12 protein-coding genes are annotated in these 15,506 nt (G+C 65.8%); 8 read left to right on the top strand and 4 right to left on the bottom strand.

Features of this window, described 5'->3' with window-relative positions; translation table 11 throughout:
* Positions 1–132 precede the first annotated feature (132 nt).
* The 6 genes from IED13_RS19165 to IED13_RS19140 all read left to right on the top strand — a co-directional run bounded on the left by IED13_RS19165 (position 133) and on the right by IED13_RS19140 (position 6,862).
* Positions 133–966 carry a transporter substrate-binding domain-containing protein gene (locus IED13_RS19165; RefSeq protein ID WP_191125126.1) on the top strand — a complete coding sequence of 278 codons (834 nt, stop codon included), beginning with the start codon at positions 133–135 and terminating at the stop codon, positions 964–966.
* Positions 967–1,030: 64 nt separating this feature from the next.
* Positions 1,031–1,693, top strand: a complete 663-nt coding sequence (locus IED13_RS19160) for an amino acid ABC transporter permease (protein WP_038367365.1) — start codon at positions 1,031–1,033, stop codon at positions 1,691–1,693.
* A complete protein-coding gene (locus tag IED13_RS19155) occupies positions 1,690–2,469 on the top strand; it encodes an amino acid ABC transporter ATP-binding protein (protein WP_133564267.1) in 780 nt (259 codons plus the stop codon). Before IED13_RS19160 ends, IED13_RS19155 begins: the two co-directional genes overlap by 4 nt.
* Before the next feature lie 24 nt (positions 2,470–2,493).
* Entirely contained in the window at positions 2,494–3,615 is a 1,122-nt protein-coding gene (locus IED13_RS19150; RefSeq protein ID WP_133564265.1) for an enolase C-terminal domain-like protein, read from the top strand.
* 95 nt (positions 3,616–3,710) lie between these two features.
* Positions 3,711–5,000 carry an NAD(P)/FAD-dependent oxidoreductase gene (locus tag IED13_RS19145; RefSeq protein WP_191125125.1) on the top strand — a complete coding sequence of 430 codons (1,290 nt, stop codon included), beginning with the start codon at positions 3,711–3,713 and terminating at the stop codon, positions 4,998–5,000.
* Between the two features lie 107 nt (positions 5,001–5,107).
* The gene (locus tag IED13_RS19140; protein WP_191125124.1) at positions 5,108–6,862 is read left to right on the top strand and encodes a thiamine pyrophosphate-binding protein; all 1,755 of its coding nucleotides are present in this window, start codon (positions 5,108–5,110) and stop codon (positions 6,860–6,862) included.
* Between the two features lie 37 nt (positions 6,863–6,899).
* Here IED13_RS19140 and IED13_RS19135 read toward each other — a convergent pair whose 3' ends face one another.
* The 3 genes from IED13_RS19135 to IED13_RS19125 form a co-directional block, all read right to left on the bottom strand.
* Positions 6,900–7,346, bottom strand: coding sequence for a hypothetical protein (locus tag IED13_RS19135; RefSeq protein ID WP_210323678.1), 447 nt, complete (start codon positions 7,344–7,346; stop codon positions 6,900–6,902).
* A gap of 154 nt (positions 7,347–7,500) precedes the next feature.
* A complete protein-coding gene (gene mfd / locus IED13_RS19130; RefSeq protein WP_191125122.1) occupies positions 7,501–11,049 on the bottom strand; it encodes a transcription-repair coupling factor in 3,549 nt (1,182 codons plus the stop codon).
* Between the two features lie 160 nt (positions 11,050–11,209).
* Entirely contained in the window at positions 11,210–11,506 is a 297-nt protein-coding gene (locus IED13_RS19125; RefSeq protein WP_191125121.1) for an FAD assembly factor SdhE, read from the bottom strand.
* A 172-nt stretch (positions 11,507–11,678) separates the two neighbouring features.
* On the opposite strand from IED13_RS19125, the gene recG reads away from it, so the two are divergent.
* Complete coding sequence (gene recG, locus IED13_RS19120) at positions 11,679–13,778, top strand: ATP-dependent DNA helicase RecG (RefSeq protein ID WP_191125120.1); 2,100 nt, start codon at positions 11,679–11,681, stop codon at positions 13,776–13,778.
* 70 nt (positions 13,779–13,848) lie between these two features.
* A complete protein-coding gene (locus IED13_RS19115) occupies positions 13,849–14,682 on the top strand; it encodes an AraC family transcriptional regulator (protein ID WP_191125119.1) in 834 nt (277 codons plus the stop codon).
* On the opposite strand, the gene IED13_RS19110 is transcribed toward IED13_RS19115, so the two are convergent.
* Positions 14,683–15,393, bottom strand: coding sequence for a DUF502 domain-containing protein (locus tag IED13_RS19110; RefSeq protein WP_133564254.1), 711 nt, complete (start codon positions 15,391–15,393; stop codon positions 14,683–14,685).
* Between the last annotated feature and the right edge of the window lie 113 nt (positions 15,394–15,506).

Here is a 15,506-nt window from a genome sequence, read left to right as displayed (position 1 = left end):
CATCGGGGAGCCGGTCAAACTCGGTCCGTCCGGCTCGATAAAGAGAGCCTGAGCGACTGATCCGAGGGGACAGGCAACAGCTCAGGCGCAGAAAGCCAGAGCCGCCGGATGTGAACTGGAGAGGGGAAGAGTATGGACAGGCGTGAGTTCAACAAGCTGATCGGCTTTGGCGCGGTTGCCGGAGCAGCCGGTCTCTATACGGGGAAAGGCGCTTTGGCGGCCGGTTCCCTGGAGCGGATCAAAGCGTCAGGCACCCTTCGGATCGCGGCCGTGGCGGACGGGGCTCCCTACTATCAGAAGAGCGTCACCGACGGCAGCTGGCGCGGATTCTACATCGATATCTGCAAGAAGCTCGCGGACGACCTCGGCGTGAAGATGTCGATCCTGGAAACGACCTGGGGCAACTCGGTGCTGGATCTCCAGGCCGACAAGATCGACGTCTTCTTCGGCCTCAACCCCACGCCGGAACGGCAGAAGGTCATCGATTTTTCCGGCCCGGTCTTCAAGAACGCCTTCACGATGGTCACCAAGAAGGGCCTGGGAGCGAAGAGCTGGAGCGACTTCAACAAGCCGGAAATGCGGATCGCGGTCGATGCCGGTTCGTCGCATGACGCCGCCGTCACCCGCCTCGCTCCCAATGCCCAGATCTCGCGGCTGAAGACAGCCAGTGACGCGACCGCTGCCTTGCAGGCCGGGCGCGTCGATGCGCAGTGTCTGGTTCTGATCCTCTCGCTCTCGCTGCGCGCCAAGAACGCCGCGCTCGGCGAGATCGTCATGCCGACGCCGGCCGATTTCACCACCTCGAATGCGGGCTTCCGGCGTGAGGCCGATCAGTCCTGGCGCGAATTCGTGGATGGCTGGATCAGCAGGGAACGCGACAGCGGCTTCATCAAGAACGCCGTCGTGAAGAACATGGAACTCGTCGGCGTCAAGGAAAGCGACTTCCCCCCCGGATTCGAAATCTGATGGTCTAATATGGCGGGGCTTTAAGCCCCTCCATGCTCGATTTCGATCACGGGACTTCACCACCATGTATGAATGGGATTTCTCCATCCTGTGGGGCTACCGTTGGTTGCTCCTGCAGGGTCTGGGCGTGACTGTGGCTTTCACGGCCGCGACGGTCGTCGGCGGCCTGGCCATCGGCATGACCGCGGCGATCTGCCTGCTGTCCCGCTTCAGGATTCTGCGCGGGTTCGCGCTCGGCTTCATCGAGGTCTTTCGTTGCACGCCGGTCCTGGTGCAGCTGATCTGGTGCTATTATGCGCTGCCGATGATCGCGGGCATCGAAATGACCCCGATCACCGCCTCGCTTCTCGCCCTCTCCTGCTATGGCGGCTCGTTCTACGCCGAGATCATCCGTGGCGGCATCGTCTCGATCGACCCGGGGCAGTCCGAAGCCGCTTCGGCGTTGGGGATGACGCCTGCGCTGGCCATGCGCCGCATCATCCTGCCCCAGGCTCTGCGCCGGATGCTCCCGGCGCTGATGAACCAGTCGATCCTGCAGTTCAAGAACACCTCCCTGGTGTCGGTTCTCGCCGTTCCCGACCTGGTCTATCAGGGCCAGATCGCGGCCCATGACAGCTTCCGCCCGCTGGAAACCTACTCGGCCGTGGCGGTCGCCTATTTCATGATCCTCTTCCCCCTGACGCTGTATGTCCGCCGCCGCGAGCGCCGCCTGGGAGAGGCCCGATGACAGCGAAAACGCCGATGATCGAGATCTCCCGGTTGCGGAAATGCTTCGGCCAGCTGGAGGTCTTGAAGGACATCAACCTGCAGGTCGAGCAAGGCGGCGTCGTCGCTTTGCTGGGGCCGTCGGGATCGGGCAAGTCGACGCTGCTGAGATGCATCAACTTGCTGGTGACCCCTGATGACGGAACCATCCGCGTCGGGGAAGCCAGCTTCCAGTTCGGGAAATCGGTCCAGCAGCCCAAGACCAAATCGCTGGCCGCGTTCCGCACCCGCACCGGCATGGTGTTCCAGAGCTTCAACCTGTTCCCGCACATGTCGGTGCTTGGCAACGTCATCGAGGCCCCCATCCATGTGAAGGGGCTGGACCGGAAGACGGCGACCGACCAGGCGATGGCGCAGCTCGAAAAGGTCGGGCTCGCGGACCGCGCCTCGCAGATGCCCGACACGCTGTCGGGCGGCCAGAAGCAGCGCGTCGCGATCGCTCGCGCCCTGGCCATGGAGCCGGAGGTCATGCTGTTCGACGAGGTGACCTCGGCGCTGGACCCCGAGCTCGTCGGCGAAGTCCTGCAAGCGATGCAGAAGCTCGCCGCCGACGGCATGACGATGGTGATCGTCACGCACGAGATCACCTTCGCGCGCGATGTCGCCGACCGCGTGGTCTTCATGCGCGACGGCTACGTCGTGGAAGAGGGCCCGGCGCGCGAGGTGATCGACACGCCGAGGATGGACGCGACGAAGACGTTCCTGAGCCATTTCCATAAGGGCGCGTCGCCCCGGTAAACGCCTGCACAAGAGTTCGATACGATGGAAACAGTCAGCAATCTGCGCGTCTTCCTGATCGAAAGCCCGATCAAGATGGCGAGGCAACAGGGCGTCGGCGACGTCAAGGGCACGGTGAAGCGCGTCCTCGTCGAATTGACCTCCTCCTCGGGCATCGTCGGCTGGGGCGAGGCTGCGCCGTGGGAGGTCTTCACCGGCACGGCCGAGGCCGCCGTCGCGGCCCTCGACATCTATCTGCGCCCGCTCGTCATCGGCGCCCGGGTCGATCGCATCCGCGCTCTGACATTGCAGATGAAGAAGGCGCTCGTCGGCCATGGCGAAGCCAAGCTCGCGATCGAGACCGCGATGTTCGACATTCTCGGGCAGTCGTCGGGGCTCTCGGTCGCCGATCTGCTCGGCGGCCGGGTTCGCGACACCATCCCCCTCTCCTTCTCCATCGCCGATCCGGATTTCGACGCGGATATGCGGCGCATGGAGGAGATGGTTCCGAAGGGCAACCGGATCTTCAAGGTGAAGACCGGGGTGAAGAGCCATGCCGAGGACGTCGCCCATCTCGAAGCGATGCGGAACGCATTCGGCGACCGGATCGACCTGCGCATCGACTATAATCAGGCGCTCCAGCCATTCGGCGCCATCAAGAAGCTGCGCGACGTCGACCAGTTCAAGCCGACCTTCATCGAGCAGCCTGTGCCGCGCGATTGCCTGGCGGCCATGGCCTCTTTCACCGCGGACCTGGATACCCCGATCCTCGCCGATGAGAGCTGCTTCGATGCCCGCGATCTGCAGGAGATCATCAGGCTGCAAGCCGCCGACGCCATCTCGGTGAAACTGATGAAGACCGGCGGCATGCTCAACGCACAGGCGCTGATGGCGCTGGCCGATCTCGCCAGCATCCCCGGCTATGGCGGAACGCTTTACGAGGGCGGCATCGCCCTCGCGGCCGGGACGCAGTTCATCGCGGCGACGCCGGGCATCTCGCTGGGCTGCGAATTCTACATGCCGCATCACGTCCTCACCGAAGACGTGCTCGAGGAGAAGATCGAGAACCGCAACGGCGAGGTCGTCGTGCCCGATGGACCAGGTCTGGGAATTCGCGTGTCCGAGCGCTCGCTGAGATCGAACGCGCGCATCCTCGCCGAGCGCTGACGCCCGACTGAAAGCACCACCGCTTTTCCTGAGCCGCTCACGGCCCCGCCGTGACGGAGACGAGAACTATTGCCCAAATTCCAGGGGATATGGTTATGGCCAACGCCGCCAGAACGCACACATTGGTCATCGGCAGCGGCATCGTTGGCGCCTGCAGCGCGCTCGAACTCGTGCGCGCTGGCCATACGGTGACGCTGATCGATATCGGTGAGCCGGCGGGCAGGCAGTCCGCGAGCTATGGCCATGGCTGCTGGATCAGCCCGGCATCCGTCGTCCCGATGTCGATGCCCGGCCTCTGGAAAAAGATCCCCGGCTATCTGCTGAATCCCGACAGCCCCCTCGTCATTCGCTGGCGGCATGTCCCGCGGCTGCTGCCGTGGCTGCTTCGTTTCCTCTGGGCGGGCTCCTCCGTCCCGCGCGTCGAGGCAACCGCCCGGGCGCTGAGCCAACTGCTCCATGACAGCCCGCAGCACCACCAAGCCTTGAGCGATGAACTCGGCACGCCGGAGCTGATCCGCTGCGAAGGGCTGCTCTACGCCTATCCGGACAGGCGTGCCTTCGAGGCGGAGGCGCTGTCCTGGCATCTGCGGCGGATGACTGGGCTTCGGTGGCGGGAACTCGACGCCACGGCTCTGGCCGAAAGGGAGCCGGACCTGGATCGGCATTACGGGTTCGGGATTCTCGCCGAGGACGGCGCGCATTGCGTCGATCCAGGCCGCTACGTCTCGAAGATCGTCGAGATGGCGGCCGCCCGGGGAGCAAAGGTGATCCGGGCCAAGGCGGGCGGATTCGTGTTCGCCGGCGAACGGCTCGTCGGCGTCCGAACCGATATCGGCCTGATCGCATGCGATCAGGCCGTCGTGGCCGCCGGGGCATGGTCGAAGAGACTGGCCAGCGGTGCCGGCGACGAGATCCCGCTTGAAAGCGAGCGGGGCTATCACGGCGTCATTCCCCTGAATGCGGGAGGACCGCGCCACCCGGTCATGCCGAGCGACGGCAAGATGGCGAACACGCCGACGCTGGCGGGCCTGCGCCTGTCCGGCCAGGTCGAGCTGGCCTCGGTCGATACGCCCCCGAACTGGAGCCGCGTCGATATCCTGATCGGCCATGCCCGCCGGACCTACCCTGCGCTGGCCCGGATGCAGGAACTGAGCGTCGACAAATGGATGGGGCATCGCCCGTCGACGCCGGACGGCCTCCCGGTCATCGGAAGATCCACGCGGTCCCCGAACGTCTTCTACGCCTTCGGGCATGGTCATGTCGGCTTCGCCTCAGGCCCGGTGACGGGCCGCATCGTGGCCGAGCATCTGGCGGGGCTGCCAGGCGCTTTCGACATCGGCCCGTACTCGCCCCGGCGCTTCAAGTTTGGGCGGATCGAGCCATGAGGGCCGGCATGGTTGGCTGCGTCAGCTCGGGCCAAGCCGCCCGCTTCCAAGCTCAACAGCCCCATCGATAACCAAGACATTGCAGGACATTGAAGGAGAACTCGGACATGCGTGGCGCGGATATCCTGGTCGAGATGCTGATCGGCTATGGCGTCGAGGTGATCTTCGGCGTGCCGGGCGACACGAACGTGCCGCTTTATGAAGCGCTGCAACAGAACGAGGGCCGCATTCGCCATGTCATGGCGCGCGACGAGCGTTCGGCGGGCTACATGGCCGACGCCTATGGCCGCTTCACCAGGAAGCCGGGCGTTTTCGAGTGCCCGTCGGGCGCCGGTGCCATGTATTCGCTGCCGCCGGTCGCGGAATCCAACGCCTCCTCGGTTCCCGTCATTCTCCTGACGATCGACATTCCCCTGCCGGGCGAGGGCCGCGGCGTCCTGACCGAGCTCGATTGCGCACGTCTTTTCGAGCCGATCACCAAGATGTCCGTGCAGGTCAAGTCGGCGGAAAAGCTGCCGGAGATCATCCGCCGCGCCTTTCGCGTCGCGACCTCCGGCAAGCCCGGCGCCGTTCACCTGCAGATTCCGGAGGATATGCTGATGGCGGAGGTCGATCCGGCCCGCATCTCCATGCATGTCGAGACGGAATGCATGGAGTTTCCGGCCTATCCGACGCTCCCTGCCCCGGAAAAGCTCGACACGCTGATATCGCTGCTGACCAGCAGCAAGCGCCCGCTGATCGTCTCGGGGGGCGGCGTCAACCGCTCCTGCGCCGGCCCGGACGTCACCGAGCTGGCCGAACGCCTGAACATCCCCGTCTGCACGACGATGACCGGACAGGGCACTATGCCCGACGACCATCGCCTCGCGGTCGGCGTCATCGGCGACAACGGCTTCCATCCGCATGCCAATTGGGCGCTGGAACATGCCGACTTCGTGCTCTTCGTGGGCTCGCGGATGGGTTCGGTCGTCACCATCGGCTGGACCTTCCCGAAGATCACGCTGAACAAGCGCGTCGCCCAGATCGATATCGATCCGGAGGTCATGGCGAACAATTATCAGAACGTGGTGTCGGTCCAGGGCGACGCCAGCCTCGTCCTGCGACGCCTGATCGAGATGGCTCCCGCCGAGAACGATGCCGGCCGGACGCAGGGTTGGGTGGATCAGCTCAACGAGCTGCGCGCGAATTTCTGGGCGAATGCCGAAGCCCTGTTGAGCTCGGAGGCGACGCCTCTGCGGCCGGAACGGGCCGTGCGCTGCTTCAACGAGGCTCTGGAGCTCTACGGCAAGCCGGCTCACATCTACTCGGATGCGGGCACGCCGACGCCTCACATGACGCGTTTCCTCAAGCTCAAGGATCGCAGAACGCGCTTCGCCATCCCGCGCGCCTTCGGCGGCCTCGGTTCGGCGCTTCCCGCGACTGTGGGCGCCTGGTTCGCGGACAAGGAACGCCGGCCCATCGGCATGTTCGGCGATGGATCATTCGGGATGTCGGTCGGCGAATTGGAGACACTGGTCCGGTTGCAGGTTCCAGCCATCCTCTTGCTGTTCAACAACGGCACTTTCGGATGGATCAAGGGCCTGCATCGGCTGAAAGGCCATAACCAGTGCTTCGGCGTCGATTTTACGCCGCCGCGCGGGCAGGCCATCGCCGAGGCCTTCGATGTGAAAGCCTGGACCGCGACGAACTCAGAGGAACTCGACGCGGCGCTGGCCAAGGCCTTCGCCTACACCGACGGGCCGTGCCTGATCGACATCCACGTCGAATCGATCGCGGACCGGGTGCCGCCGGTTTACTCATGGCTGACGAAGCGCGGCAAAGACCCGCTCAGCGTCGAGGCCGAGGACGTGCGCTACTTCTGAACAGGCAGGAACGCATCGAGGCGGCGGCGCGACCGCCTCACTCGACGGCCTTGCATTCCATCCTGACGCGCTCGCCCGGCTGGTTCGTCGTCTGGCAGGACACCTTGGCAGGGAGCAGCGGCGCGCTCTCCTGCGGAACTGTCGCGCGGACCGGCCCCGCCGAAACCGGCACAGTCCGGGCCGTCGACAGCCTTGCGGTCTGCTGAGGCCGGCGCCGTTCGACCGGCCGGCGCAGTTCCTTCAGCTGGATGGCGGGTTCGGAGAGCGGCACGGCTACAACCTCCTGCCGGGCGGGAGGCGTGTCGGCGATCACCAGAGGCGGCGCCTGCTCAGGCGTCGGCTTCCACGGCGTCCAGGAACTCAGCCGCGCAAAGGCTTCGACCGTCGGCTTGGTCAAGCTTTCCGCCGTCGGCATGGACTGCATGCAGCCCGATAGCGCGATCCCTGTCAGGCACAGGGCAGTCCGGTTCGAAATCGACAGCATGATCGCCCCATCTTGCTGTGGTTTTTGTTTTGCATCGGCGTTTTCCGACTTTTCGGGCCGATGCTCACGGAACATGACTGGCGGCACTATCGACCGATGCACCGCTCTGGGTCAACCGCAGGCTGCCGGAACAGTCTGCGGTCCGGCCCCGATCTCAGGCTGCCTTCTTGCGTTCGGCGATGCGGGCGAGATCGGTGAGCAGGCGGCGCGTCGCCTTCAGCCGCTGCTCGACGCTGTCGAAATCGTCGATGAAGACGACACGCATGTCAGGGCGCACCTTGGCCAGCGTGCCGATCTTCGCGACATACGAAACCAGCCCTTCCGGATTGGCGAATTCGTTGTTGCGGAAGGCGACGATGATGCCCTTCGGTCCGGCCTCGACCTTCTCGACATTGGCGCGCTTGCAGAGCGCCTTGATCGCGACGATCTCCAGCAACTGGTTGACCTCCTCCGGCAGCGGGCCGAAGCGATCGACCAATTCGGCGCCGAAGGATTGCAGCTCCGCATCGTCGTCCATGGTCGAGAGGCGCTTGTAGAGCGTCAACCTGAGCGTCAGGTCGGCGACATAGTGCTCGGGGATCATGACGGGTGCGCCGACCTGGATCGCCGGCGACCATTGCGTCTCGGTCTCGAACTCGATGCCGGCCTTGAGCGCGGCTACCGCCTCCTCCAGCATCTGCTGGTAAAGCTCGTAGCCGACTTCCTTGATATGGCCGGACTGCTCGTCGCCGAGGAGATTGCCGGCGCCTCGGATGTCGAGGTCGTGGCTGGCGAGCTGGAAGCCGGCGCCGAGCGTATCGAGCGACTGCAGCACTTTAAGCCGCTTGTCGGCCTGCTCGGTGAGCTTGCGGTTGGCCGGCACGGTGAAGAGCGCATAGGCGCGCGTCTTCGAGCGACCGACGCGGCCCCTGAGCTGGTAGAGCTGGGCGAGGCCGAACATGTCGGCGCGGTGCACGATCAGCGTATTCGCGGTCGGGATATCGAGGCCCGACTCGACGATCGTGGTCGAGAGCAGGATGTCGTACTGGCCGTCATAGAAGGCCGTCATCACGTCCTCCAGCGTGCCCGCCGCCATCTGGCCATGGGCGATGCCGACCTTGGCCTCCGGCACCTGCTTGTCGAGGAAGTCCTTGACCTCGGCGATGTCCTCGATGCGCGGCACGACATAGAAGGAGCGCCCTCCCCGGTAGCGCTCGCGCAGCAAGGCCTCCCGCACGATCAGCGGGTCGAAGGGCGTGACGAAGGTGCGCACGGCGAGACGGTCGACCGGCGGTGTCGCGATGATCGAGAGCTCGCGCACCCCGGTCATGGCGAGCTGGAGCGTGCGCGGGATCGGCGTCGCCGAGAGCGTCAGCATATGCACCTCGGCGCGCAGCTCCTTCAGCTTCTCCTTATGGGCGACGCCGAAATGCTGTTCCTCGTCGACGATGACGAGGCCGAGATCCTTGAAGTCGACACCCTTGCCGAGCAGGGCATGGGTCCCGACGACGATGTCCATCGTGCCGTCCCTCGCGCCCTGCTTCACTGCCTTGAGATCGGCCGAGCCGACGAAGCGCGAGGCCTGCCCGACATTGACAGGTAAGCCGGCAAAACGATCCGCGAAGTTGCGGTAATGCTGACGCGCCAGCAGCGTCGTCGGCACCACGACCGCGACCTGCTTGCCGTTGAGCGCGGTCGCGAAAGCGGCGCGCAGTGCGACCTCGGTCTTGCCGAAGCCGACATCGCCGCAGACGAGCCGGTCCATCGGGCGCCCGGCCGCGAGATCGTCGAGCACGGCATCGATGGTGTTCTGCTGGTCTTCCGTCTCCTCAAAGGGGAAGCGGGCGACGAATTCGTCGTAGAGCCCATCCGGCGGCACGAGGCGCGGTGCCTCCTTGAGCGCGCGGGCCGCCGCGATCTGGATGAGCTTGCCGGCCATCTCGCGGATGCGCTGCTTGAGCTTGGCCTTGCGCGCCTGCCAACCGCCGCCACCGAGCCGGTCGAGCTGGACTTCGGTATCCTCGGAGCCGTAGCGGGAAAGCAGTTCGATGTTTTCGACCGGCAAAAATAGCTTCGAATCCCAGGCGTAATGGATCTCCAGGCAATCATGGGGAGCGCCGGCCGCCGTGATCGATTGCAGGCCGATGAAGCGGCCGATGCCGTGATCGACATGGACGACGAGATCGCCCGGCACGAGCGAGGACAGCTCCGCGATGAAATCCTGCGGTCGCTTGGTCTTGCGGCGCGGACGCACGAGGCGGTCGCCGAGAATGTCCTGCTCGCCGATGACGGCAAGGCGCCCGGCCTCGAAACCGCTCTCGAAACCCCAGACCGCGAGCGCGACCGTGCCGGGCTTGAGGTCGAAGGCCGCGCGCAGCGAGCCGGTCATCTGGACGCTTTTCAGCCCATGATCCTCGAGGACATGGGCCAGGCGCTCGCGCGACCCTTCCGACCAGGCGGCGAGGATGACGCGCTTGCCGTCGGATTCCAGCGCGCGGACATGGGCGACGGCGGCCTCGAAGACACTGCCGGACTCGCCGGCGCGCTCGGCCGCGAAGCTGCGGCCCTGCTTGCCGCCGAGATCGAGGATGAGCTTGCCCTCGCTGTCGGGCAGCTGGAACGGGGTGAGCGTCGCTACGCCCGCGGCATCGACGATGCCGCGCCATTCGGCTGGCGAAAGATAGAGCGCATCGGGGAGCAGCGGCTTGTAGGGGATGCCGCCCGCCCCGCCCTGGTCGAGCGCAGCCTTGCGGGCGTCGTAATAGTCCTTGATCAGGCTGATGCGCTCGCCGACCGCATCCTCGGCCTGATGGTCGAGCACAACAGGCACGTCCGGCAGATAGGTGAAGAGCGTGTCGAGCTTTTCCGCCAGCAGCGGCAGCCAGTGCTCCAGCCCGGCCGGACGGCGGCCTTCGCTGACGGCTTCATAGAGCGTGTCGTCGCGGCCCGGCGTGCCGAAGGTCGCGATATAGGACTGGCGGAAGCGGCGGATGCTTTCGCTGGTCATCTGCGCCTCGGACATCGGCACGAGGTCGAGTCCGCGCAATTGCCCGGTGGTGCGCTGCGTCTCCGGATCGAAGGTGCGGATCGATTCCAGCGTATCGCCGAAGAAATCGAGCCGGATGGGCGCCGGCATGCCCGGCGGGAACAGGTCGACGATGCCGCCGCGCACGGCGAATTCGCCGGTCTCGCGGACGGTCGAGGTGCGCAGATAGCCGTTGATGTCGAGCCAGCGCGCCAGCTCCTCGATATCGACCATGTTGCCCGGCGCCGCCGAGAAGCTCTCGGACGCGACCTTGCCGAAAGCCGGTACGCGCTGGAGCGCGGCGTTGACGGTTGTCAGCAGCAGGCGCGGCCGGTCACCCGACTTGGTCTTGGCCAGGCGTGAGAGCGTCGTCATCCGGTGCGCGACGATGGCCGGCGCCGGGGAAACACGGTCATAGGGCTGGCAGTCCCAGGCCGGGAAGCTCATCACCTCGAGATCGGGCGCGACGAATTGCAGTGCATTCTCAAGCACCTGCAGGCGTTGGCCGTCGCGGGCGACGAAGACGAGCATCGCTGCCCCCTCGGCCTTCTTCGCCCGGGCGCGGGTGAGATCGGCAAGGACGACGGCGTCGAATCCATCAGGCACGCCGGCGAGCGTCGGCTTGTCGCCGCGGTTCAGCGCATCGAGCAGGCGGTCGATCTGCGGCTTGGCGATCTGGCTGGGAGGAGGAATGCTCATTCGATCGTCGTTCGTCCAAAAATCTCAGGTCATCCCGGACAAGCCGCGAAGCGGCGCCGAGCCGGGATCCATGCCTCAATCTCTATCGGCAGCGTTCCGGAATGGATCCCGGGTCTATGCTTCGCTACACCCGGGATGACAGCGCACACTTCATCGGTGCTCACACATGAATCGGCTTGTCGTGGTGGTGAAACGCCTTCAGGCGCCGGTACAGTTCCGTGTCGTAGTTTTCCGGCACGGCGATCTCGCCGGTGATCCAGCCGAGCAGGTCGCGATCCAGCACCTCGATCAGCCGCTCGAACTCGTCGAGCTCGGCCTCGCTGAAGCCGGCGATCGCCTCGTCGGCGAAGCGGCCCATGATCAGGTCCGTCTCGCGCATGCCGCGATGCCAGGCGCGGAACAGGATCTTGCGGCGGCGCGGGTCGAGATCGGCGCTGGAACGGGTCGAGCCGGACATGGGAACCTCGGCAAGAAAAGATCAGGTCCGAAAACCTGGGGGATGGCGCAATGACGAACGGGCCGGCCCCGTCGCAGAGCCTGCCTTAGCGCGTTATATAACGACCCAACCCGGCGAAGTCAGCGGCCAAGCGGCCGCGATCTTCGCGCTCCTGACATATCGCTGAGACGTCTTGCGCCCTTCGATCCTCGATCCGCTCTTCGCTTCCGCCACGACGCTCTCCGGCGTCGGGCCGAAGCTCGGCAAGGTTCTGGACCGTTTCCTCGGTGATGAGATGCGGCCCGCGCGCGTCATCGACCTGATGTTCCACCTGCCGACCGGGGCGGTCGACCGCCGGCCGAGCCCTTCGATTGCCGAAGCCCCGATCGGCGATATCGCGACCTTTGCGGCCCGCGTCAGCGAGCACCGCCCTGCCCCGGCCGGTAAGAAGGCGCCCTATCGCATCATCGTCGAGGATGAGACCGGCGACGTCACGCTCGTCTTCTTCCACGCCGATTCACGCCATCTCGCCCAGACTCTTCCGGTTGGCGCCTACCGCATCATCTCGGGCAAGCTCGAACTCTGGGAAGGCATGCGCCAGATGGTGCATCCCGAGCGCATCCTCGATCCCAAGCTCGCCGCGACGCTCCCTGCCTTCGAGCCGGTCTATCCGCTGACCGAGGGCATCGGCGCGCGCGTCATGATGCGCATCGCCCAGGCGGCCGCCGAGCGCTGCCCCGACATGCCGGAATGGCAGGATGCCGGCTTCCTGGCCAAAAGCGATTTTCCCTCCTTCCATGCAGCGATCGAAGCCCTGCATCACCCTGCCGACCGCAAGGCCGCCGAGGGCGATACCGTCGCGCGTCGGCGCATCGGCTATGACGAATTGCTGGCGAGCCAGATCGCGCTCGCTTTGGTGCGCCGCCAGCAGAAGAAGATCGCCGGTCGCGCCACCACGGGCGATGGCGGCTTGCGCTTCCGCATCCAGTCCGCCCTGCCCTTCGAATTGACGGAGGGCCAGCGCAAGGCGATCGCTGACATTCATTCCGATATGGCCAAGCCGGAGCGGATGCTGCGGTTGCTGCAAGGCGATGTCGGTTCCGGCAAGACCGTGGTGGCATTGATGGCGATGGCTGCCGCCGCCGAAGCCGGCCGGCAATCGGTGCTGATGGCACCGACCGAGATCCTCGCCCGCCAGCATGCCGAGCGGCTGGCGCCGCTGGCGGAGCAAGCCGGGCTGAAGCTCGCCTTGCTGACCGGACGCGAGAAGGGCGCCGGCCGCCGGCAGGTGCTCGAAGGGCTGGCGGATGGCAGCATCGACATCGCCGTCGGCACCCACGCCTTGTTCCAGGAGGGCGTCGCCTTCCATGATCTCGCCTTGGCTGTCGTCGACGAGCAGCACCGCTTCGGCGTGCATCAGCGCTTGCTGCTCGGCTCCAAGGGCGAGGCGGTCGATGTGCTGGTGATGACCGCGACGCCGATCCCGCGAACGCTCTCCTTGACCTGGTTCGGCGACATGGACATTTCGATCCTGTCCGAGAAGCCGGCGGGCCGGAAGCCGATCGTCACCCGCGCCATCTCCTCGGAGCGTTACGACGAGGTCGTCGGCGCCATCGGCCGCGCCGTCGAGAACGGCCAGCAGGTCTACTGGGTCTGCCCGCTGGTGCAAGAATCCGACACGCTCGACGTTGCTGCCGCGCAGGAGCGCTACGAGGCGCTGCGCGAAATCTTCGGCGACAAGGTGGGACTGCTGCACGGCCAGATGCCCGGCCGCGAGAAGGACGCCGCCATGGCTGCCTTCGTCGCCGGGCAGACCCGCATCCTCGTTTCGACCACAGTGATCGAGGTCGGCGTCGACGTGCCCAATGCCAGCGTGATGGTGATCGAGCATGCCGAGCGCTTCGGCCTCGCCCAGCTCCATCAATTGCGCGGGCGGATCGGGCGCGGCTCTGCGGCCTCGACCTGCCTCCTGCTCTACAAGGGGCCGCTCGGGCCGATCGCCGAGGCTCGATTGACGATCATGCGCGAGACCGAGGACGGCTTCCGTATTGCGGAAGAGGATCTGCGCCTGCGCGGCGAAGGCGAGGTGCTCGGCACGAAGCAATCCGGCTCGCCCGACTGGCGCATCGCCCGGCCGGAAACGGATGGTGACCTGCTCGCGGCGGCGCGCGATGATGCACGCCTCCTGATCGAACGCGACCCGCATCTGGAGACGCCGCGCGGCCAGGCGATCCGGGTGCTGCTCTATCTGTTCGAGCGCGACGTCGCGATCCGTTTGCTCAGGGCCGGCTGAGCCCGGAGCAATCCCGATCAAGCGGGCCGGTTGCGCTCGCGTCAGTGTTCGGCCGCTTCGTGGAGGGACCATGGACCCGGTCAAGACAGCCATCTGGTGCATCGAGAGCCGCTTCGCCTCCGAGCTTTCGCTCGACGAGATCGCGGAGGTCAGCGGCGTCTCGCGCTTCCATCTCTGCCGTGCCTTCGGGGCGTCCACCGGGCGCTCCATCATGCGCTATGTGCGCGAGCGGCGATTGACGGAAGCGGCGCGGCAACTGGCTGACGGCGCGCCCGATATCCTCTCGGTCGCGCTGAGCTGGGGCTATGGCTCGCACGAAGCCTTCACCCGCGCCTTCCGCGAGCAGTTCGGCATGACGCCGGAGGCCCTGCGCGCGAGGCGCGATCTCTCCATCATCCGTCTCTCGGAGCCCCTTCCCATGCAGGCAGAAACATCCATCACGTTGCCCGAACCCCGGATCGAACAAGGCAAGCCCATGCTGATCGCCGGGCTCGGCGGCTCGTTCTCCGTCGGCAAGGTCGAAGGCATTCCCGCGCTTTGGCAGCGCTTCGCTCCGCATATCGGCCATGTGCCGGGCCAGCTCGGCTACACGACCTATGGCGTCAGCCTGAACTGCGACGACAACGGCAATTTCGACTATATCGCCGGCGTCGCGGTTTCGGATTTCGACAATCTGCCGGCGGAATTCGCCCGCACCCGCGTCCCGGCCCAGACCTATGCGATCTTCGAGCACCGTGGCCATGTCACGGCGATCAAGCGGACCTATGAGGCGATCTGGCGCGACTGGCTGCCGAAATCCGGCCGCAAGCCCGCCGATGGCCCGACGCTGGAGCGCATGGACCAGCGTTTCGATCCGGCGACAGGCAATGGCGTGCTGGAGATCTGGCTGGCGCTTCAGCCCTGATCAGACGATCGAGCCCGGCTGCGGCGCGAGCTTCGGCGCCGCCTCCCCCGGCTGGATCAGCCCGGCCGACATGATGAGCTTGGCGCCGTCCTCGATCGAGATCGAGAGTTCCACGATCTCGCGGCGCGGCAGATAGAAGAAGAAGCCCGTCGTCGGGTTCGGCGTGCAAGGCAGGAAGACGCCGATCTGCTGATCGCCATCCGGCAGGCGGTCGGCGATCTCCGGCGCCGCCTCCTGCGCGATGAAGACGATCGACCACATGCCCGGTTGCGGGAACTGCACCATGCCGACCGTGCGGAACGAGGTGCCCGACTGGGAGAAGATGGTCTCGAAGACCTGCTTGACCCCCTTGTAGAGGCCGCGAACCACCGGCATGCGGCCGAGGATCGATTCCCCGGCGCTGATCAGCGAGCGCCCGACGAGATTGGCGGTCAGGAAGCCGAGCAGCGTCAGCCCGACCAGCGCGATGACGAGGCCGAAGCCGGGAATCGGATACGGCAGATAGGTATCGGGCAGGTAGGAGTTCGGGATGAGCGGCTTCACCAGCCCGTCGATGAAGTTGATGAACCACCAGGTCACCGAAGCCGTGATGGCGAGCGGCGCCGCGATGACGAGCCCCGTCAGGAAATAGCGGCGCAGGCGCGTGCCCAGCGTCGGGCGCGTCAATTCGGTCGGCAGGACGAGGCGTGGATCAGGCGGGCCGGCGGTCATGGTCGCGTTCTTTGTCCTCTCGCATTTTCGTCACGCGAACCGGCATCCACTTCGCTTGAAAATGCTGTGGCAACGATGCGCTCTCCGGTCGCCTTGCCGGCACCGGTCGGCGC

The sequence above is a fragment of the Allobosea spartocytisi genome (assembly GCF_014764685.1).
Lineage (GTDB): Bacteria > Pseudomonadota > Alphaproteobacteria > Rhizobiales > Beijerinckiaceae > Allobosea > Allobosea spartocytisi.
The sequence above is the reverse complement of the archived record's forward strand: the minus strand, read 5'-3'. Positions and strand labels throughout refer to the sequence as shown.